At 42.3% G+C, this 19,526-nt stretch carries 18 protein-coding genes; 9 read left to right on the top strand and 9 right to left on the bottom strand.

All coding sequences use genetic code 11. The features are described 5' to 3' along the window. Window positions 1-324 precede the first annotated feature (324 nt). Window positions 325-1,755 (top strand): circularly permuted type 2 ATP-grasp protein, encoded by a 1,431-nt coding sequence (locus tag RB622_RS08425; protein WP_308046117.1) that lies wholly within the window; start codon window positions 325-327, stop codon window positions 1,753-1,755. A 141-nt stretch (window positions 1,756-1,896) separates the two neighbouring features. Further along, window positions 1,897-2,628: an alpha/beta hydrolase-fold protein gene (locus tag RB622_RS08420; RefSeq protein WP_308046116.1), complete on the top strand. Its 732-nt coding sequence runs from the start codon at window positions 1,897-1,899 to the stop codon at window positions 2,626-2,628. A gap of 109 nt (window positions 2,629-2,737) precedes the next feature. On the opposite strand, the gene pheS is transcribed toward RB622_RS08420, so the two are convergent. Next, complete coding sequence (gene pheS / locus RB622_RS08415) at window positions 2,738-3,778, bottom strand: phenylalanine--tRNA ligase subunit alpha (protein WP_308046115.1); 1,041 nt, start codon at window positions 3,776-3,778, stop codon at window positions 2,738-2,740. Window positions 3,779-4,180: 402 nt separating this feature from the next. Here pheS and RB622_RS08410 point away from each other — a divergent pair, with 402 nt between their 5' ends. Further along, window positions 4,181-4,579 (top strand): LytTR family DNA-binding domain-containing protein, encoded by a 399-nt coding sequence (locus tag RB622_RS08410; protein WP_308046114.1) that lies wholly within the window; start codon window positions 4,181-4,183, stop codon window positions 4,577-4,579. A gap of 114 nt (window positions 4,580-4,693) precedes the next feature. On the opposite strand, the gene RB622_RS08405 is transcribed toward RB622_RS08410, so the two are convergent. Beyond that, window positions 4,694-5,407, bottom strand: a complete 714-nt coding sequence (locus tag RB622_RS08405; protein WP_308046113.1) for a porin family protein — start codon at window positions 5,405-5,407, stop codon at window positions 4,694-4,696. A gap of 168 nt (window positions 5,408-5,575) precedes the next feature. Between RB622_RS08405 and radA the strand changes: the two genes are divergently transcribed. Next, window positions 5,576-6,949, top strand: a complete 1,374-nt coding sequence (gene radA / locus RB622_RS08400) for a DNA repair protein RadA (RefSeq protein WP_308046112.1) — start codon at window positions 5,576-5,578, stop codon at window positions 6,947-6,949. Between the two features lie 355 nt (window positions 6,950-7,304). Next, a complete protein-coding gene (locus tag RB622_RS08395) occupies window positions 7,305-8,939 on the top strand; it encodes a hypothetical protein (RefSeq protein WP_308046111.1) in 1,635 nt (544 codons plus the stop codon). A gap of 223 nt (window positions 8,940-9,162) precedes the next feature. Here RB622_RS08395 and RB622_RS08390 read toward each other — a convergent pair whose 3' ends face one another. The 3 genes from RB622_RS08390 to RB622_RS08380 are packed head-to-tail and all read right to left on the bottom strand — an operon-like array spanning window position 9,163 to window position 11,750. Beyond that, window positions 9,163-10,308, bottom strand: coding sequence for a hypothetical protein (locus RB622_RS08390; RefSeq protein ID WP_308046110.1), 1,146 nt, complete (start codon window positions 10,306-10,308; stop codon window positions 9,163-9,165). Between the two features lie 56 nt (window positions 10,309-10,364). Beyond that, window positions 10,365-11,279 carry a DUF58 domain-containing protein gene (locus RB622_RS08385; RefSeq protein ID WP_308046109.1) on the bottom strand — a complete coding sequence of 305 codons (915 nt, stop codon included), beginning with the start codon at window positions 11,277-11,279 and terminating at the stop codon, window positions 10,365-10,367. A gap of 18 nt (window positions 11,280-11,297) precedes the next feature. After that, the gene (locus RB622_RS08380) at window positions 11,298-11,750 is read right to left on the bottom strand and encodes a septal ring lytic transglycosylase RlpA family protein (protein WP_308046108.1); all 453 of its coding nucleotides are present in this window, start codon (window positions 11,748-11,750) and stop codon (window positions 11,298-11,300) included. A 271-nt stretch (window positions 11,751-12,021) separates the two neighbouring features. On the opposite strand from RB622_RS08380, the gene RB622_RS08375 reads away from it, so the two are divergent. Both RB622_RS08375 and ychF read left to right on the top strand, forming a co-directional pair. Continuing rightward, entirely contained in the window at window positions 12,022-12,342 is a 321-nt protein-coding gene (locus RB622_RS08375; RefSeq protein WP_090335433.1) for a DUF3276 family protein, read from the top strand. Window positions 12,343-12,528: 186 nt separating this feature from the next. After that, window positions 12,529-13,632, top strand: coding sequence for a redox-regulated ATPase YchF (ychF, locus tag RB622_RS08370; protein ID WP_308046107.1), 1,104 nt, complete (start codon window positions 12,529-12,531; stop codon window positions 13,630-13,632). Window positions 13,633-13,703: 71 nt separating this feature from the next. On the opposite strand, the gene RB622_RS08365 is transcribed toward ychF, so the two are convergent. Both RB622_RS08365 and RB622_RS08360 read right to left on the bottom strand, forming a co-directional pair. After that, entirely contained in the window at window positions 13,704-14,102 is a 399-nt protein-coding gene (locus tag RB622_RS08365; protein ID WP_308046106.1) for a hypothetical protein, read from the bottom strand. 84 nt (window positions 14,103-14,186) lie between these two features. After that, on the bottom strand, window positions 14,187-15,470 hold the full coding sequence (locus RB622_RS08360) for a DUF5103 domain-containing protein (RefSeq protein WP_308046105.1): 1,284 nt from the start codon (window positions 15,468-15,470) through the stop codon (window positions 14,187-14,189). A gap of 104 nt (window positions 15,471-15,574) precedes the next feature. On the opposite strand from RB622_RS08360, the gene RB622_RS08355 reads away from it, so the two are divergent. Next, window positions 15,575-16,156: a Uma2 family endonuclease gene (locus RB622_RS08355; protein WP_308046104.1), complete on the top strand. Its 582-nt coding sequence runs from the start codon at window positions 15,575-15,577 to the stop codon at window positions 16,154-16,156. An 80-nt stretch (window positions 16,157-16,236) separates the two neighbouring features. Here the strand turns inward: RB622_RS08355 and RB622_RS08350 are convergent, their stop codons facing one another. Beyond that, complete coding sequence (locus tag RB622_RS08350; RefSeq protein ID WP_308046103.1) at window positions 16,237-18,192, bottom strand: ABC-F family ATP-binding cassette domain-containing protein; 1,956 nt, start codon at window positions 18,190-18,192, stop codon at window positions 16,237-16,239. Window positions 18,193-18,430: 238 nt separating this feature from the next. Between RB622_RS08350 and RB622_RS08345 the strand changes: the two genes are divergently transcribed. Continuing rightward, complete coding sequence (locus RB622_RS08345; protein WP_308046102.1) at window positions 18,431-19,015, top strand: bifunctional precorrin-2 dehydrogenase/sirohydrochlorin ferrochelatase; 585 nt, start codon at window positions 18,431-18,433, stop codon at window positions 19,013-19,015. A 27-nt stretch (window positions 19,016-19,042) separates the two neighbouring features. On the opposite strand, the gene RB622_RS08340 is transcribed toward RB622_RS08345, so the two are convergent. After that, entirely contained in the window at window positions 19,043-19,516 is a 474-nt protein-coding gene (locus tag RB622_RS08340) for a nitrate reductase associated protein (protein WP_308046101.1), read from the bottom strand. Window positions 19,517-19,526 lie beyond the last annotated feature (10 nt).

Here is a 19,526-nt window from a genome sequence, read left to right as displayed (position 1 = left end):
TCATTTTCATTATTCCCGGTACAAATTAAACATGAAGCGGACTGACATCCAACGTTTGTTTATTTAAGGGGGTAATAATAATCGTAAGGAAATGCTCGTGGCCTTTTTATGAATATATTGCATGAGTCGTATTCAGCCGGGATTTGCATTATTCTTTTTTATAAACATTTAACAGCTAAATCATTGGTATCGGACGATGCCGTTCTTTTAGTAAATTAATTAACTTCTGTTGCAATATGTTGTGTGAATATTTTGCAAATTGAAACATATGCCATATATTGTTTTGTAAATACTAGAAATATACTTATTCAAATTTTGTATTGTATGAATTTTTCATTCTCTGATTATCAATGCGAGGATTTCTTCGATGAGATGTTTACGCCCGATGGACAAATTCGTCCGGGATATGAGCATCTAAAAAATAAATTTGAAAATTTAACCAACGAGGATCTTACCAACAGACAGCTGGCAACAGAACGGGCTTTGCTTTCGATGGGAATAACTTTCAATGTGTATTCGGAAGGGGAAGGTACAGAACGGATTATGCCGATAGATATCATACCGCGCGTACTCCCAAATGCAGAATGGGAATGGCTTGAAAAAGGACTTAAGCAGCGTATCAAAGCGCTGAACATGTTTATCCATGACGTGTATAATGAGCAGAATATATTAAATGACGGTGTTGTGCCCAGGGATCTGATTGAATCCAGCAAGTGTTTTCTTAAACCTTGCATCGGGCTTAATCCGCCGAAAGGTATTTGGTGCCATATTACGGGAACCGACTTGATCAAAGGGGATGACGGAACTTTTATGGTTTTGGAAGATAATTTGCGTTGTCCTTCCGGGGTTTCTTATATGATTGAAAACCGGGAGCTGTCCAAACAGATTTTTCCGGATGTGTTGGCGCGTACCGGTGTCCGGCCGGTTTCGGATTATCCGACCCGGCTTTTGCAAATGCTTCAGCACCTGGCGGACAGACCAAATCCAACGGTAGCGGTTCTGACACCGGGAATTTACAACTCGGCGTATTTTGAGCACTCGTATCTGGCACAGCAAATGGGGGTAGAGCTTGTGGATGCCCGGGATCTTGTCGTGTCGGATGGTTATGTGAAGATGCGTACAACGAGCGGTCTTCAGATCGTCGATGTGATTTATCGTCGTATTGATGACACATTCCTGGATCCGGAAGCCTTTAATCTGGATTCATTGATTGGTATTCCGGGTATTTTTGAAGTGTATAAGAAAGGACGTGTCGCCTTGGCGAATGCACCGGGCACGGGTGTGGCTGATGACAAAGTGGTTTATGCGTATGTGCCGCGCATCATTGAGTATTATCTTAAGGAAGAAGCAATTATTCCCAATGTAAAAACATACATCTGCCGTGAACCGGACGATTTTGAGTACGTTTTAGCAAATATCCATGATCTTGTCGTGAAGGAAGCCAATGAGGCTGGTGGATACGGGATGATGATCGGGCCTAAAGCGACGCCGGAAGAACATGAGATTTTCAGACAAAAAATACGGGATAACCCGCGTAATTATGTCGCGCAGCCGACAATTTCGCTTTCGAGGGTTCCCTGTATGGTTGATGGACATGCAGAAGGGCGCCACGTTGACCTTCGTCCGTATATTTTATATGGTGATGAAATCAGTGTGATTCCGGGCGGACTTACCCGTGTTGCCTTGCGAAAGGGATCGCTGGTCGTGAATTCGTCGCAGGGTGGCGGAGGAAAAGATACCTGGGTTTTATATTAAGGATCGGTCCGTTTTTTTTCGAGTCGTTTAAAAAAATTGATGCCAGCACTGGATTATGGCGGACTGGCATCAATTTTTTAATGTTGGTCTTGATGGTAGGGCAGGTTGTCCGGAACTTTATCAACTTTAAATTAAAACGAGATGCAACGTGAAGTAGCCAGCTGGTACAGCCCTTCGCTTAATAAACCGCTGGATATCGCGGTTTATGGCCATTATGGATTTGCTTTGTTATTAATTCCCACTGCGGCGTCGGATTATCTCGAATACGAACAAAACGGACTTATCGAAAGTATAGCCCCTTACATCAATTCGGGAAAGGTAAAGGTTTATTGCATCAGCAGTATCAATGGAGAAAGCTGGCTCAATCCCCATATGAATGGATATGACAAGGCGATGCGCCATCAGCATTTTAATGATTATGTGATCCGGGAAGTCATTCCTTTTATAAAAGACACAACCAGTCAGAAAAATCAGATTATAACCGGTGGTGCGTCTCTTGGCGCCTTTCATGCGGCCAATTTATTTTTTCGTTATCCTGATGCTATCCACGGCGTGGTTGGCATGAGTGGTTGTTACGATTTAAGCGCATATACAGATGGATATTATGATGACAATGTGTATTTCAATTCGCCCATTCAATATCTGTCGCAATTAAAAGCCGAGTGGCAACTGTCGCTTTACAGGGAAAGCAGACATATTCATTTTGTTACCGGGTCGGGAGCGCATGAACATCCGGGGTGTTCCAGGCAGATATCTGATATTTTAAACGCTAAAAATGTACCCCATGAACTGGATATCTGGGGGGAAGATATACCCCATGACTGGTGGGCCTGGAAGAGAATGTTACCTTATTACCTCGAAACGAGATTTTGAAAAAAATCCGATTTGCCAGATTGGAAATTAATTCCACTGGAAAACCGGATTTTATATGCGTTCAATGTTTGCCTGAGATTATGATTAAAAATCAGGTTAAAGATTGCTATCAGGCGCCTTCGAATTGTCTTAGGAACCGCACATCGTTTTCTGTAAATAATCTTAAATCACTGATTCCGTAACGCAGCATCGTAATACGCTCGATGCCCATGCCAAATGCGAAACCGGTAAATTTTTCACCATCAATGCCTGCATTTTCCAAAACAGCGGGGTCAACCATACCTGAACCTGCAATTTCTACCCAGCCGCTGTGCTTGCAAATGTTACAGCCTTTTCCTTTACATATAAAGCAGCTTACGTCGATTTCCGCGCTGGGTTCTGTGAAAGGGAAATACGAAGGACGCAGACGGATCTTGGAATCTTTACCAAACATCTCCTTGGCAAAGTGAAGCAGTGTATCTTTTAAATCCTTGAAGCTAACATTGCGGTCGACATAAAGTCCTTCTACCTGATGAAATACACAGTGCGCACGCGCCGAAATCGCTTCATTACGGAAGACACGTCCCGGCATGATCGAACGGATCGGCGGTTTTTGTCTTTCCATCAAACGCACCTGAACATTGGAAGTATGCGTTCTTAGCAGCACATCATCCTTTACGGCACCTTCTCCTTTTGAAATAAAGAAAGTATCCTGCATTTCACGCGCCGGGTGGTTATCAGCAAAATTAAGCGCGCCGAAATTGTACCAGTCCGTCTCGATTTCCGGTCCGTAAGAAACATTGAATCCCATACGTTCGAAAATCTCAATAATTCTGCGGCGAACAATGGTAAGAGGATGGATACTGCCCTGAAGGTTAGGCGCAACGGGTAAAGTCAGGTCAATCTGGCTGCCTTCATTGTTATCGGAAACCTCTTCCAGTTTTGTCGTAAAATCCTGAAAACGGGACTGAGCAAGATTTTTTAATGTATTTAATTCCTGTCCAACGGCACGGCGATCTTCCTGAGGAATGTTTTTAAGCCCGTCAAATAATTCGGTAACAACGCCTTTCTTGCTAATGTACCGTAAACGAAATGCTTCAAGTTGTTCTTTATTGTCAACCTGGCTTATTTCAATTTCTTGGAGTAATTCCTTTACCCGATCAGTAATCATAAATTTTATTGGTTGTAAAGAACCGTAATCGGAACCAGATTGCTGGCTGCCAACTGCCGTGTTCCACTAATTTCTATTTCTTCTAAACCAGCTATCGAACAGGCGATATTGGTGTGAAAACTGCTGCAAAGATAGATAAAGTTACGCGGCCTGAGCTGAGATTTTTTAAGAGTATAAAATTTAACCTAAAAAAGAGCCCGTTTTGGATGTTTTGTATACTAGGTAAAATTACGTGTTTTGATAAGGTCAGTTACGTCATTTCATTTCTAAGTATTGATTTAACTCTATGTTATTCAGTTACTTGTGTTAAAATACCTAATTATGGGTACTTTATTTACATGAATATTCCATCTACATTTGAATCACAAAACAACGTCGGAAAACCAGCCCCAAAACATCATTATGAAAACTTTAGGAAACTTTACTCATCAAACATTGTCGGACAATGCATCGGCTGACAGGACAGTTCACATTTCAGTTCAGTCTATGGGCAGAACGATATTTCTTACCCCTGACATTATTACATTTTTGGAAGGAGAAGGGAATTATACTTTTATCTATACCAATGCCGGTAAAAGATATTTGGTTTCGAAAACGTTAAAATCGCTTGCGGAGCTATTGGCAAACAATTTTATCAGAGTTCATAAATCGTATCTGGTTAATTCGAATTACGTTGTAGAACGCATGGAGGATGATCGTATGCTAAAAATGGCCTGCGGTAAAGAAGTGATTGTATCCCGTAGAAAAATCAAAGAAATAACCGGCATTCTTGATCATGCCAACCGTCGTATCAGTGCCTGACACGAAACACATATTCTATCGATAAAATATTTACTAGGTAAAAATTAGTGGGTTATTCATAAGGACAGCAGCCATCGCCAGATCGACGGCTGCATGTTTTGTTGTCTAGTCAATCTAAAATAGTTTAAGGCCCAGCGTTACCTGCCATGAAGTTACTTTCTGGCGTACCGTTGCATTGCTTCCCTCAATTGGTTTGCCATTTAATTTAAAGGTGGCAAGATCCGTAAAAGTACCTTCTTTGCGGACATCAAGACTAAAACTCCCCAGATCAAGTCCTGCACCAAACTGATAACCAACGACTGCATTTGATAAAGCGTTATCCCGGTTCGAGGAATACTGCTTGAATGCATCACTCAGCTTCTGATTATCTCCAACGCGAAAAGAAAATAACGGCCCGGCTAAAATACGGATCGGCCCGCCTTTTAATCCGATAAGCAAGGGTACATCAATGTTGCTGTACTTGATTTTTACAGTCTCCGCAGTAGTGGAGCCATCGGGGATAATATTAAAAGATCCTCCCTTTGTAGAAACCAAAACCTCGGGCTGCACAAATATCGTGCGTCCAAATCGCATCCAGGCACCTCCAACCCAGCCGGTTTTTGTGTCAAAACTTTGTTTAAGATTATCTCTGACCTCGGAACCGTCATATTTCAGATAGGCGTTCCCGTTGTCGTCGTAGCGGGTCGTCAAAACATTTCCCATCGTCAAACGGGATAAATTGACACCGCCCTTTAAACCAAAAGCGAAACCCTTCGACTGAGCCTGCGCAGAAATTACTGTGGTCAGGAATAAAAGGCCCGCGAAAATTGTTGTCTTGAATACGTTCATACGGAATAATTGTTGATGACTAAATCCGATTGATAACGTCTGGATATAAAAAACGGTACGTAAATCTACTGTTTTTTGATTTAACGTGGAAAAGGTTTGCATCTTTGGCAAGATTTAGAAGACAATAATATAACAACTTATACGACAACAAACTAAGAGAAACCCCTTATGGCCAAAGCCAAAACAGCATATTTTTGTCAGGAATGCGGATACAATTCGCCCAAATGGGTTGGTCGGTGTCCTTCTTGCGGAGAGTGGAATACCATGGTGCAGGAAGTGATCGAAAAAGAGGATAAAAAAACGACGGTGTCCTGGAAAGCGATTAACCTTGCCAGTAAACCAAAGGCCATTGCCGAGATCGAATACGCGAACGAACCGAGAATTATTACCGATGATGGTGAATTAAATCGTGTTTTGGGCGGAGGGATTGTGCAGGGATCGCTGGTGCTGATCGGAGGGGAACCCGGGATCGGGAAGTCGACGCTGATGCTGCAAATTGCGCTGACGCTTACGAAGAAAAAGGTTTTGTATGTTTCAGGCGAAGAGTCTGAGCAGCAGATCAAGATGCGTGCGGAACGGATGTCTTCGAAAAGTGACAACTGTTTTATCCTTACAGAAACACATACGACCAATATTTTCAGGCAGATTGAAGATTTTCAACCTGAAATCCTGATCATCGATTCGATACAGACCATGCAGTCGGCGTACATTGAATCGGGAGCGGGAAGCGTTTCGCAGGTTCGGGAATGTACAGCGGAATTTATGAAGTATGCCAAGGAAACCGGTGTTCCCGTGTTTCTGATCGGGCACATTACCAAAGACGGTTCACTGGCGGGGCCGAAAGTGCTGGAGCATATGGTGGACACGGTTTTACAATTTGAAGGGGACCGACATACCACCTACCGAATTTTAAGAACGGTAAAAAATCGTTTCGGAAGTACTTCGGAATTAGGTATTTATGAAATGCATGCAGCCGGACTACGCCAGGTTAGCAATCCTTCGGAGATACTTATTTCCCAGCGTGATGAACCGATTAGCGGAATTTCCATTGGTTCGATGATGGAAGGGAATCGCCCGCTTTTGATTGAAATTCAGTCGCTTGTCAGCGTTTCTACCTATGGAACACCACAGCGAAGCGGGACGGGTTTTGATGCCAAAAGGTTACAGATGCTTTTGGCGGTGCTGGAAAAACGCGGCGGTTTCAGGTTGGGTGTTCAGGATGTATTTTTAAATGTAGCCGGCGGGTTACGGGTTGAAGATCCGGCCATTGACCTATCCGTAGTCGCTTCGATTGTGTCTTCTTATGAAGATTCGTTTATTCCGCCGTCGGTCTGTTTTGCGGCAGAGGTCGGGCTTGGCGGGGAAGTACGGGCCGTAAATCGAATCGAAAGCCGGATTTCAGAAGCGGCAAAACTTGGTTTTAAGAAGATTTACATCTCAAAGTATAACGGAAAGGGGCTGGATGTTAAGGACGCGAAAATTGAAGTGGTGATGGTTGCGCATTTGGATCAGCTTTTTATGGAGTTGTTTTTGAATAAGTAAGGAGATTCAGAAAATGCTGTGTAATGCCTATTGATGGGCTCCCTGTTTCTAGTTAGCTGGTTTGATTTTGCGACACAACTCCTTCGGAGTTTCCCGATCCCGACAGGAGGCTCCGAAGGAGCCAGTTTCGTTATTTTAACTATTTTCTATAAATAAGGATCTCCGATGGGATGTATCCGATTGATTTGATTTTTTTAACATAGAAACAGGCTTTTAATTGATTTCCCTCTTTTCATTAAACCCTATTGAGAATCGGTCGGCTTGGTGAATTTATCTTTCTTTTAACTATGTTTGCTTCGGAAGTACAAAGTACTTCGATTCTCTTTTATTCCAATTCAAAACACCTTCCTACCCTATGAAATTTAAACTACTTTCGTGTTTAATAATAGCTTTCTGCCAATCTGGTTTTTCAACACCCCCTGCCAAGAAATCACCTCAATTCAGAATTATTCATAACAATGATGGTACAGATGCATTAAGCAATAATTGGTTTGATCTGGACAAACCGCTCGCTGTGTCAGATATTAACAACTACGTAGACATGGTTTCTAGTACACAGGTTACCACATTCATGATGAATACGGGCAGCGATTTTGTATACTATAAGTCCAAATATGCCCGAACATTTTGTGATGATTTGGAAGGGAAAGTAGCCTGTAACAGCAAGCCGGAAACAGTAGCGGTCTGGAAAAAATACCATCGGAACATCAAAAATCTGGAGGTGGAAGGAACCGATGTGATTGCAGCTTCTTTAACACGCGCGAAGAAAAATGGGCTTGAGGCCATCGTTACTTTCCGTATGAATGATCTGCACTTTGCTGACAGTACACAATTTTGCGCATGGGTTTATCCTGACTTCTGGATTCAAAACCCGCAGTTTTGGCTTGGAAAAGACTCCCAAGGCTACAACAGCAGCAATGCTTTGAATTTCAAGCATGCAGAAGTACGACAATATAAGTTAAATCTCATTCACGAGCAGATCGAAAAGTATGACATGATTGATGGATTTGATTTAGATTTTATGAGGTTCGCTGTTTTTTTTAAACCTGAGGAAGCCAGTGAAAATGCACACCTCATCACAGAAATGATCCAGAATATTCGTCTGAAACTCGACGTCGAAGGGAAAAAGAGAGGCAAGCGTTTGACGCTATCGGTTCGGGTTCCTATTACCATTGAAGGGTGCCTGCAAAAAGGTTTGGATGTGAAAAAATGGGTATCTATGGGACTTATTGACTTTATTTCCATCGGTGCACACTGGCCTGGTGAAACGGCTACCCCTGTTGCGAAATTTAAGACAGATTTAAAGAACCCCAAGATTCCCGTATATGGAACGATCGATTCCGGTGGGTACACGCCCTATGAATTTTATACGCATGGCATGTATAAAGGCATGGCTTCTCATTTACTAAATCAGGGAGATGGAATTCATTTATTTAATTACTATTTCGACTTCTATAAGCGCATCAATAAAGAAAAAATAGTCGCGACAGAAGGAGGTTTATCGTGTAGATACGCAGTGCCGTCTTTGTTGAAAGAAATAGGTTCTCTCAAAACTTTGGAGAGCCGGAACAAAATTTTCTGTGCATCCGACGGTACGACGCCTGCCTACCGCGTATTGCAAGTAGCCGATCTGCCCATGGGATGTGGAAGAGGAAAAAAGAGCAACGCCTCCATTTTTGTAGGAGATGATGTAGAAACCGTCAACCCTGAGGAAGCAATCTTATTTATCAGAAACGATCGTAAAGCTCCATTCGATGTAGAAATAAACGGAAATCGTCTGGCAATTCAAAAAGCAGATTATCCCGCACAATTCGACCGCCAAAAAGGTTTGCAGGAAGGCGAGCAAATGTATGCTTTTATCGTTCCGGCTAAGTTTTTGAAGAAGGGCGACAATACGGTGAGTATCATGGCGACGGGAGGGGTGTTTATGACGAAAAGACTGGAAATTGCACTAAAATATGGTAGCGTAGATACGCACGGATATTTTTGATAAGTGGTGCGAATTCAATCATCGAAGTGTAAAGCGGAAGGAATGCCCGTTTAGGGGCACCCTGTTTCTAGCCAGCTCGTTTAGTTACGAAAGACAACTCCATCAGAGTTTCCTGATCATTGCCAGGAGGCTCCGATGGAGCCAGTTTTGTCATATGATATGTTTCCTATAAACAGGGTTCTCCTATGGAGATATGGTATGGATTGCAGATTTTTGAAACCTATTAATACTTCACATAAAAACTCCGCAGCCTATCTGTCAGCCGATCATAAATCGGTTTACTGAACTCAACGAAAAGCTGTTGCGGGTCAGGCGGTAATAATTCCTGGCTTTTACACATTCTTAGTTGCGCTGCGGTAAGGGCACGTTCGTCGCCGTTGAAATTTGCCCATTCACAAACCCAGTTGTATTCGCCGCTGAATTTTTCCTGATTAACCTGCTGTCTGGTTTTAAAATCCACAATACGCATATCGAGTAAACCGCTGGAATGGACTGTTTTTCGGTTTTTTGTAAGTTTAGCCTTTACCTTGTCGTAAAACTCAACCTTTTTTCGGGTCACGGTTTTCTCACCGACTTTCACGCTGTCCTTGCTGGTAACTGTCTCGGTATTTTTTTCTATCAGCGTTTGCCCGACGACAAAATCATCAAATTGAAGGGTAATAACATGGTCTGGTTTTAGTTTACTGTTAGCTGCTTCATCAGGTGTGTAGAACTGTACAAACTTGTTGATCCGCTGATTGGTTTTCAGAAAATCATTAATACGATCTTGAAAATAAACGTTGCTGAGCTGGTACATTTTTGAAGTAACCAAAACCTGTTCAACCACAACTTTGAAAGACGCGATGTTGTAGGAAACATCTAATCTGCGTTGAATGTCATTATAATCGGGGCTTAGTTCATTGACTCTTTCGAAATGATCGTAAGCAGTGCGCGCATTTTGCCGGTCGCCCAGCGATAAAAACTTTACGCCTTCCGCATAATGTGTTTCAACGGCTTTTTGACGTGTATTTCTTTCCTCTTCATAATAGTTCCTGGCGTCGACTGCCTTCATGCAGACCGGACAGGTTTTTACGGCATCATAAAGTTTATTCAGTTTTTGATAAGACGCCATCAGTAGCTCCCATTTTGGCAAATCAGGAGCCGTTTCATTTCGGGTAATATCGTCCCGGTGCTGGGCGACAGCGCTTGGAAAGGCTTGTTTTAAGATTTCCAGCGATGCGCTGTGGGTTGGGGTGCTTTTTAATTTATCTGCTGCGCGAAAAACGGAATCATCAAAATCGCTACGCTTAAGTGATTTTTTTGCCGAATGGCAGCCAACAAACGTAATGGATAGAATCAGGAATAGATAAAATGAGGAAAGTTGATTCATAGAAATTATCCGCCAGACCGGACGTATAGGATTTGATCCGTAAATTTCTACAAAAATTACCTCATTTTCGAATGCTTCACTAAATAGGCCATCAAAACAGGATCGAAACCTTTGGCAATATCGGCCTCGATGAAATCGATTTTATACTGGCCGCATTTCAGTTTAAGTTTCTGATAAAACTCACCGACAAATTTCTGGTAGGATTCGCGTACCTGCTCGGGCTGCACTTTTATTTTTTCTCCCGATTCAAGGTCAATGAACTCGTATGGACGATTTTCAAAAGCAAAAGCTTCTTCTGTTTTTTTATCCGTTACATGAAACAGAAGAACCTCATGCAGGTTGTGCCGTAAATGTTGCAGTGCCGAAAATATCTGATCAGCCTCTTCAATATTGTCAAACATATCGCTGAAAATAACAACCAGCGAACGTTTATGGATTTTCTCCGCCAGCTGATGGAGGACGCTCGCAACTGAAGTTTTTTGCAGCGGACGACTCTTCTGTAAAAGTACATTCAGTTCCTGCATGATCTTGTGCACATGCGAGGGCGTGGATTTTACCGCAGTCTGCATTTCAACGGCGTCTGAAAATGTACACAGGCTGACGGCATCTTTTTGTCTTTGTAAAAGATAGGTAAGGCTTGCCGCAGCCATCAGGCTGAACGTCATTTTGCCATAACTTTCTTCCGGATAATACATGGAAGACGAGGTGTCCAGCAATATGTGACAGCGAAGATTAGTCTCTTCCTCGTAACGTTTTACATACAATCTGTCTGTTTTTGCAAAAACTTTCCAGTCAATATTTCTTGTCGATTCACCGGTATTATACAATTGGTGTTCGGCAAATTCTACGGAAAAACCATGGAAAGGAGATTTGTGAAGCCCGGTTATAAAGCCTTCAACCAGCTGTTTAGCCAGGAATTCCAGGTTACCAAATTCTCTTATTTTTGCTAAATCCAGCTGTCTGTTATTCATACAGTTTTAAAAACGGCGTTAATCTTTAGTACGCATCGAAATAATCTTACCGGCTTTGTGATCTACCTCTTCATTGGTGTCGAGCATCACCATTCCTTCCATACCCACGATCCGCATGGATACGTTGGCAACGCCATTTGAAATAATTCCAATTACACGGGCTGCTTCTTTACTGATGTCAACCATTCTGTTTTTGGAATAAGGTCCGCGGTCATTGACCCGAACGATAACTTTTTGATTATTAGACAGGTTTGTGATCTCCAGCATGGTGTTGAGTGGCAGCGTGCGATGGGCGGCGGAGAGTTCCGTGCTCTTGTGAACTTCTCCAAAGGAGGTTTTTCGCCCATGAAAGCGAGTTGAATAGAATGAAGCACGACCAACTTCAGTTTTGCCAAGGCTTATCTGTGCGCTTGCATCAGGGAGTCCGGCCAGGGACAAAAACAATAGAATCAGAATCCGATGATAAGTCATATCTGAGCGTTTAGGTGGAACATAAACAGGACTTGTTGAGCCCTATTCTTTACCATAATAGCGGTGCAGCACCGGCGCACAGTCCCGCATATTATTCAAATGTAACGGAATAAACATACAAATGCTTGTGTTATGTTGATAAAGTACAAGATAAATGCATAAAGTTTTAATTTTTGAGGCATTAAGGATTTGCTAATATCTTCTGGTTTTTTTGTTCGCAGCAATAAACTTTCTATTTTAGCGTTTGGAAACCTATTAAAAACTAAACATAGTGGAAGACAGAGAGCAAATCTACTCCAAAAGGGTCAGGGCGGGAAAACGGACTTACTTCTTCGATGTTCGCTCTACGCGATCCAACGATTACTACCTAACCATTACCGAAAGTCGGCGTCATCCGCAGGGAGAGGGATTCACGTATGAGAAACATAAGATGTTTTTGTACAAAGAAGACTTTGATAAGTTTGTAGAAGCTTTGAAAGATGCGGTTGATCACGTGAAAACAGAATTAATGCCAGAAGTTGATTTTTCTCAATATGAGGCCAAAGCGGATGAAGTAGACGCGATTGGAGAATCAGATTTGAAGTGGGAATAAGAAAACTTTACGTTTTTAAGAGAAGCCTTCGCAATCATTGACGAAGGCTTTTAGTTTTTCTGTCAGCTAATTGGTAATTTTGCGTAAAAATTATCAGGGCTTGCTACTTAAGTACGGCCATTTACCATTTACTATGATGAGAATTATGGCTTAAATCGTCTTCTCATCCCATTTGTCTTAGTTTTTATGAGCCTTCAATGTGGAATTGTTGGATTACCGAACGTTGGGAAATCCACTTTATTTAATGCTATTTCTACCGGTAAAGCCGAAGCTGCCAATTATCCTTTCTGTACCATCGAACCAAACGTCGGCGTCGTAACTGTGCCGGATGAGCGTATTGATGTATTAATCGGATTGGTAAAACCGCAGAAAGTGATACCAACGATCATGGAGTTCGTTGATATTGCCGGTTTGGTAAAAGGCGCAAGCCAGGGTGCGGGTCTGGGAAATAAGTTCCTTGCCAATATCCGTGAAGTTGACGCGATTGTACACGTTGTGCGTTGTTTTCAGGACGAAAACGTGGTGCACGTGGAAGGAAAGGTCGATCCTGTTTTTGACAAGGAAATCATCGATGCAGAATTGCAGTTGAAGGACCTTGAGTCGGTCGAGAAAAAAATGCAGAAAACTGAAAAAGGCGCAAGGGCCGGCGATGCAAAGGCAAAAGCCGAACTTGAACTTTTGAAACAATATAAAGCAACACTGGAAGCGGGTAAAAATGCCCGGAGCCTTGTCGTTGCTGACGCAGATCTGAAAGAAGCGGCTGTTGGTGATTTGAAATTATTGACGGACAAACCGGTACTTTATGTAGCGAACGTTGACGAAGGATCGATGCTTTCAGGCAATGAATATTCTGAAAAATTGAGAGAAGCCGTGGCACATGAAGGTGCGGACGTCATTGTACTTTGTGCTGCCATTGAGTCGCAGATCTCTGAAATTGAAGATGCAGAAGAGCACGAAATGTTCCTTGGAGAATATGGTTTGAAGGAATCCGGTTTGGCCAAACTTATCAAGGCTTCTTACGCTTTATTAAACCTGATCACTTATTTCACTGCTGGTGTTAAGGAAGTTCGGGCCTGGACGATCGTGAAAGGCTGGAAAGCGCCACAGGCAGCGGGTGTAATTCACACTGATTTTGAAAAAGGATTTATCCGTGCAGAAGTGATCAAGCTGGCTGATTATGAGCAATACAAATCAGAGGCTGGTGTGAAAGAAGTTGGAAAAATGGCGGTTGAAGGAAAAGAATACGTTGTTGTGGATGGTGATATTATGCACTTCCGTTTCAATGTGTAATTGACAAAAAGCATATAAAATCAGAAGGGCTGGGTCAAGATTGATTCGGCCCTTCTGATTTTACACGGATATTAATTATCTTCAAAATGATCGGCTAAATCTTTATGCAGCATCGCCCTGAATGTTTTGGACATGGAAATGATGTGATCAATCCGGTACTGTGCTTTTTGCAATACCAAAACACTGAATCCGTCTGTGATCAGTCTGCCAAAAAGCTCCCGGAGCAGGATCATATCATCCACGTGAATCGAAAAATCCTTAATGACATACATTTGGAATCCTCTGTCTTCCTGTTTTGAAAAATAAAGTACCAGATGCAGGTCGGTATCATTAAAGAAGGAAATGACGTGATTTTCATCAAATTCAACGGGCATTTCGTGATGATCTACCAAACAGTCGATAATTTCAGATTCATTCCTCGTGAGATATAAGTTTGGCGTTAAATCCCATGCCGGTGCATGTGTTTTCATACGTACCGCGATTTACATTATTTGTATTTGTTGATGAATATTATTCACTAATCTAATAAATATAAAGTTGCAATCACAGGAAATTTATCTTCTTCTGTTCCACTCGATCGTTTTATATCCGATCAAAAGGTCAGATCTGCTGGTTGGCGGTCTGTGATAGATCAGGATGTCATAATCATTTTCGGTAACGCCATAGTTGCCTTCCACATATCCGTCATCGGCTTTTGGCGGATTTCCTTTCACCACTGTATACTCGTAGTTGATAACACCTTGTTTGATCAGAATATCGGCCTGGTAAGCCTGTGTATCTGCATTAAATTCCATCCGGTTGCGGTCATTGAGCTGCCAGAGGTTAAAGGCTCCGTTTACATAAAACGTCACATCAGGATCTTCCGGGATTTTTAATGTAAACAAAACCGGCGTATAATCCCCCTCTACACTGCCTCGTCCCGACTCTTTTTGGTCGACAATATACTGGCCGTTTAAATCTTCAATTTGGAGATAACCGTTGTCGGCACGTGAACGGTCGGGAGTTAATGTCAGGCTTGTATTTTCAGTCGTACGTTCCAGCGCATAAACGCCATAACCACGGCCAGACAGGGTTCGGCTATCAAAATAACGGAATTCGTTGCCGCCGGGAAATGTATTTTCAAGGTCAAAGAAGGTGTATTCGAGAATCTGGTCAAAGGGCTTGACATTGGTCGGCTTAAAACCGGAGCGTGTTTGGTCGAAGCGGAAGTTTTTTCGAAGAATAACTTTTAGGTCCTGTTGCGGTGAAATGAGGTTGTAGCCTTTATAGTCAATGCTGAAATCGATTTGCTGGTCGGAAAACTGCTGCTGGATTCCCTGTGAAAAACGAGCCTGGGCCGTGATGTTAACCTTGGTATCATAGATCATGAATTTTCTGGTCAGCAACGTTCTGCGGCCCCGGTCGGTAGAAACCACCAGAATATAATTTCCGGAGAGTTTAAGTTTAGGCACTTCAAAGCGATAATGCGTGTAAGCTACTTTGGTACTGAATGACTGCTCATAGGTGGTAATCGGGTAATCGTTGTACTCATAAGTAAACTCGATGTCATTCAGATTTGACTTGGTCCAATCGGCGTTGCAATGAATTATTTTAGCGCGCAATCCTGACAGATTGGTCGTCATATCATCAAATTCAAGCACGAGCGGGAAACTGCTTTGCATCGGGATAACAGGTGGCGCGATCAACCGGGTCGGGTTTTCTTTGTCCGCAATACCCGGGTATAAAAATACAGTTTTGATATCGTCCGTATAAATGAAATCATCCAGACGCACGTCCGTATTTTGTGCATTGGAAATAAAAAAGGTTAAACTGAACAGGATGACGAAGAGACGGCGCATAGATTGTTTTAAGGCAAAATGTAACATTAATACAAAGACAACGTATTTAAGACAACGATGTTTTTTAACATAATTAACTATTTTTGTTGTAGAACCGAAACATTATGACAGCACAACCTCAAAAATATTATTCAGCCGGAGAATATCTTGAACTGGAACGCGAGGCAGAATATAAAAGCGAGTACTATAAGGGGGAGATTTTTGCGATGGCCGGTGCCGGGCATAATCATAACCGTGTTGTGGAAAATTTGTCAATCGAAATAGGGGGCTTTTTCAAAGGGAAATCGTGCCGCACCTATTCCAGTGATCAAAGAATTCATATTCCCGATACCGGTCTTTATACCTATCCTGATTTGATTATTGTTTGTGACAAAAATCAATATCTGGATGACAAAAAAGATACGATTTTAAATCCGTCTGTCATTATTGAAGTGTTATCAGAAAGCACAGAGGCTTATGATCGCGGGCAGAAGTTTCACTTTTATCGTAGTATCCCGTCTCTTCAGGAATATGTTTTGATTAATTCACGCGCATTTTCGGCAGAAGTTTTTCGGAAAAACGAAGAAGGATTTTGGTTTTTGGCGTCAGAGGCGTATCAGCTTCATGATTCTTTGGAATTGGCCACTGTCGGTCTGACATTGTCCATGACAGATATTTATGCACAAACGGAAGATTTGCTTTTATAGCGCTTTAAGCAAAAAGCCATTTTAAACATTACGCTTAAAATGGCTTTTTATATATGTACCGGCGATTGAAAAGAGGATTATTAACCTAATTCCTCCACCTCCATCATCGCAGTTTCCCACGATTCAGTTGCTGCTTCCAGCTTTTTCTTTACATCTGCGTAAAAACGGTTCAATTCAGCAAGTTTTGCAGAATCATTATAAATTGCCGGCTGTGCTAGTTTTGCTTCTGTTTCCGACTTTTTCGCCTCAAGATTATCGATGGTCGCTTCCAGCTCTTCTACCTGCTTTTTGACTTTCTTCAATTTCTGAGCATCTTCTGACGAAACGGATTTGCTCTTGTTGTTCTTCTGAGCATTTCCGTTATTGTTGGAAGCCTGGTTGCTCTTTACCTGCGGCGGCGCACTGCTCACCGTAGCTTTATCACTTACCGCCGACTGCAAACCACGTTCTTCAACCCATCTTTCGTACTCAGCATACGTTCCGGGATATTCTTTGATCTGATGATCTTCGATATACCAGATTTTATTGGCAATCGATTCTACGAAATACCTGTCGTGAGATACTACGATGTAACTACCTTCATACTGCTGCAAAGCCTGGATCAAAATATTCACCGACTGCATGTCCAAGTGGTTGGTAGGCTCATCGAGCAGCAGGAAGTTAGCCTGGGAAAGCAAAACTTTTGCCAATGCCACACGGGATTTTTCACCTCCGGAAAGTACTTTGATTTTCTTGAATACGTCGTCACCAGAGAAAAGGAAACAACCCAGGACGGTACGTAATTCTGTTTCTGTTTTGGTTGAATTGGCGTATTTCAGTTCTTCCAGAAGGTTGTGGTTCACGTTCAGCGATTCCAGCTGGTGCTGCGCGTAGAAGGTAAACATGACATTATGGCCCAGTCTTCTTTTCCCTTCGATTGGTTCGGTACCTGCAACAACGCGCAAAGCCGTAGATTTACCACGTCCGTTCGCACCGATTAACGCAATTTTATCACCGCGTTCCATGGTTATACTCGTATGGTCCAGAATTACTTTATCGCCATAGGCTTTAGAAGCATCTTCCAGCTGGAAAACATGACGGCCAGGCTGGGTCGTAAACTGGAAACGGAAATGAACTTTTGCATTTTCGTCCACAACAGCATCCACAACTTCCATTCTGTCAAGTGCCTTAACCCGGCTCTGTACCTGCTTGGATTTTGTTGCTTTGGCCTTAAAACGTTCGATAAAACGTTCGGTCTGCTTAATTTTGGCTTGCTGGTTTTCAAAAGCTCCACGTTGGATATCGTTACGCAGCGCTTTTTCTTCCAGATAGTAAGAATAATTTCCGGAGTACAAATTCAATTTTCCGCCAGAAACTTCAACAATCGTATCAACGGTATTGTCAAGGAAAGCCCTGTCGTGAGAAACCACGATCACGGCGCCTTCATAACTCTGAACATATTTTTCCACCCACTGAATAGACGGTAAGTCCAAGTGGTTGGTAGGTTCATCAAGCATTAACAAGGAAGGTTTCTGCAAAAGCAATTTGGCCAGCATCACGCGCATACGCCATCCCCCTGAGAATAATCTTAGCGGTCTGTGCAAATCATCGGTGACAAAGCCAAGACCTTCGAGAATTGCTTCTGCTTTTGATTGGATCGTATAACCATCCAATGCATCAAATTCATCCTGAACTTTCGCCAGCTTATCCACGAGTTCGTCGCGGTAGTTGTGCTCCATTTCATGAAGAATTTTATCAATTTGTACCTGAAGTAAATTTTGACGTTCGAAAGCCTGCATGGCTACCGAAAGAATAGAATCATCACTTTGGTAAGAAAGTAAATCCTGGTTCAAAAAGCCAATCGAGCAATCTCCTGATTTAGAGATGCGTCCTTCATCCGGCTGGTATTCGCCATCGATCATGCGGAGCAGGGTGGATTTACCCGTTCCGTTAAGGCCGATAAGGCCAATTTTCATTTTTGGCTTAATATGAAGCGACGCGCCATCGTACAGTGCGCGGTCGCCAAGATAATAACTGAGGTTCGTAATCGCGATCATGCCGCAAAGGTACGGATAAGATAGAGATACTAAAAATTCAAATTGTTGGAATAGTTATAAAATCAAAGAGTTAATCCGGAATATGGCATTAATCTTGTAAATTTGTGTTTAGGTTACGCAGCGTTTCTCAGGGGTCAGAAGAGAGCCACAGCGTTTTTTATTGATAAGAAAAACTCCGTGGTCCTCATTTTTTCTCCGTGACTCTCCAGGTAATCTTTAACAGTAACCGACTGAAATTTTGAATAATCTTTTTCCCATATTCCTGAAACTTGAAAACCTGCATACACTTATTGTAGGCGGAGGTTATGTTGGGCTGGAAAAAATAACGGCTGTCTTGGATAATTCGCCGGAGGCGACTGTAACGCTGGTATCTCCTGAAATCAGGCAGGAAGTCAGAGAAATTGCCGCGCACAATAACCGGATTCGTTTAATAGAACGAAAGTTTGAAGATGCGGATCTTGCTGAAAAGGATCTTGTGATTGTCGCTACAAACGACAAAGAAGAAAATAAGCGGATTAAATTCGTTGCCCGAGCAAAACATATGCTTTGCAATGTGGCTGATACACCGGACCTTTGTGATTTTTATCTCTCGTCAGTCGTGAGAAAAGGAAATTTAAAAGTTGCAATTTCCACCAACGGCATGTCGCCGACAATGGCGAAAAGGCTGAAAGAGGTCTTGAATGAAGCACTTCCTGATAATCTTGAAACGGCTATGGAGCAGCTGAAAGCCGTTAGAGATATGTTGAAAGGTGATTTTGCTTATAAAGTGGACGAGTTAAACCGGATTACATCGGTTTTGGTTGAGAAGCCTGTGGGTAAGTGATTTACTGAATAATATTGCAGATTGGAATTATTGAATAATTCCAAATTCTCTTAACGCTTTCGGGAAGTTTTTCCCTTCATGTCCGGACCGGCTTAGTTTAACCAGGGCAAATCTTTGCAAAGTGTCCAATTCAATCCATTGTTTTAAGGTTGGCGCGGGACAATTCCATTCGATTGATTTTTCTTCTATCTCCTGAGGAATCTCGTTGAGGTTGTTCCAGCTATCGTCAACATTGGGCAATAGACTGGCTTCGTGGTTTGCATATTTCCAGACAAGTTTGCTCACATACTTCCCATACTGGTCAACTTCCGAGTTCATGTAACATGGAAGATAAGCAAGCTGTGTTTTTTCTTCAACGCTAATTTTGACCCATTCGGGAAGTTTTAATTTAATTCCGCAGGTGTCCAGTTTGTAACGGACAATCATGGGTATGCAACGAAGTGATTCCACAAAATCACTTTCAAAATCGAAGAAAAAGGGATTGATGATTTCAGTTTTCATTGTCTTTCAT

This window comes from Dyadobacter sp. LHD-138, from assembly GCF_030929615.1.
In the GTDB taxonomy this organism is placed as follows: Bacteria; Bacteroidota; Bacteroidia; order Cytophagales; family Spirosomataceae; genus Dyadobacter.
This window is presented reverse-complemented; position numbering and strand designations above follow the sequence as displayed.